Origin of the sequence: Streptomyces sp. BE303, from assembly GCF_036290945.1 — a bacterium.
In the GTDB taxonomy this organism is placed as follows: Bacteria; Actinomycetota; Actinomycetes; order Streptomycetales; family Streptomycetaceae; genus Kitasatospora.
On the sequence record NZ_JAQYWZ010000338.1, the window covers coordinates 1 to 475 of the forward strand.

The following is a 475-nucleotide window of genomic DNA, read 5'->3' on the forward strand; positions in this document are numbered from 1 at the left end:
ACCTGAACACACGATGCAACGAAGGACCGATCCGCGACCTCAGACCGATCGACGCAACTTCCCGGTACAACGCCGTACCCCTCACCACCGCCAGCACCCGTCGACCCGCAGCCCGCGCCGACGAAAAGCGCTCGACCAGCAGCATGCCGACACCCTCGGACCATCCCGTCCCGTCCGCGTCCGCTCCGATCGACTTTCACCGGCCGTCGGCAGACAGCCCGCGCTGACGCGAGAACTCCACTAACACATCCGTGTTCGGCATCACGGTGACGCCGCCGACCAGCTCCATCGAGCACTCGCCCGACCGCAGCGCCTCCGCGGCCAGCTGCAGCGCGACCAGCGACGACTAGCACGCAGTGTCCACCGTCACCGCCGGCCCCTCCAGGCCGAACGAGTACGAGAGGCGGCCGGACAGCAGGCTCGCCGGGTTCCCGGTGCCTATTTGGCCCGCCGTGTCCGCTACGTCCTCGGACCC

General features: G+C 68.8%; 1 pseudogene. It reads right to left on the reverse strand.

What is annotated here, in order from left to right:
* Positions 1-475: pseudogene (locus PUR56_RS04570) on the reverse strand (beta-ketoacyl synthase N-terminal-like domain-containing protein); the annotation flags it as partial.